Origin of the sequence: Adlercreutzia sp. DFI.6.23 (assembly GCF_024462535.1) — a bacterium.
Lineage (GTDB): Bacteria > Actinomycetota > Coriobacteriia > Coriobacteriales > Eggerthellaceae > Adlercreutzia > Adlercreutzia rubneri.
This window is the reverse complement of the sequence record NZ_JANGBP010000358.1, coordinates 1-316: the sequence shown is the minus strand read 5'-3', so window position 1 is coordinate 316 and position 316 is coordinate 1. Positions and strand designations below refer to the sequence as shown.

The 316-nt window shown below is 64.6% G+C and carries 1 protein-coding gene; it reads left to right on the top strand.

The window, feature by feature from the left end:
• Positions 1 to 316, top strand: a 316-nt coding sequence (locus NE591_RS13720) for a hypothetical protein (RefSeq protein ID WP_256156915.1), incomplete at both ends; no start/stop codon positions are given.

Here is a 316-nt window from a genome sequence, read left to right as displayed (position 1 = left end):
GCCCAAAATCTCCTTGCAGATTCTTCCACGTATCCGTGATTTCCGCAATGGCCTCATCCCAGAGGCGCTGTGCCTCGTTATCCCCCTCGGGGCGTGCGCCTACCAGCAGGGAAGCAGCGCCATCCAGGCCCTGGCCTCGACGGCTTCCGACACGAACGCGGAAGCTGCCGAGACCAGCGATGCCGCAGCGGAAGACAACGCCGCCCCCGCGGCCGATACATCTGATGAAAGCTCAGCGGCCGAGAACACGGAAGGCTCCACCAGCACCGACGCAACAGCGGCCGAGGTGACACCAGCAGAAGGCAACGCCTCTCCC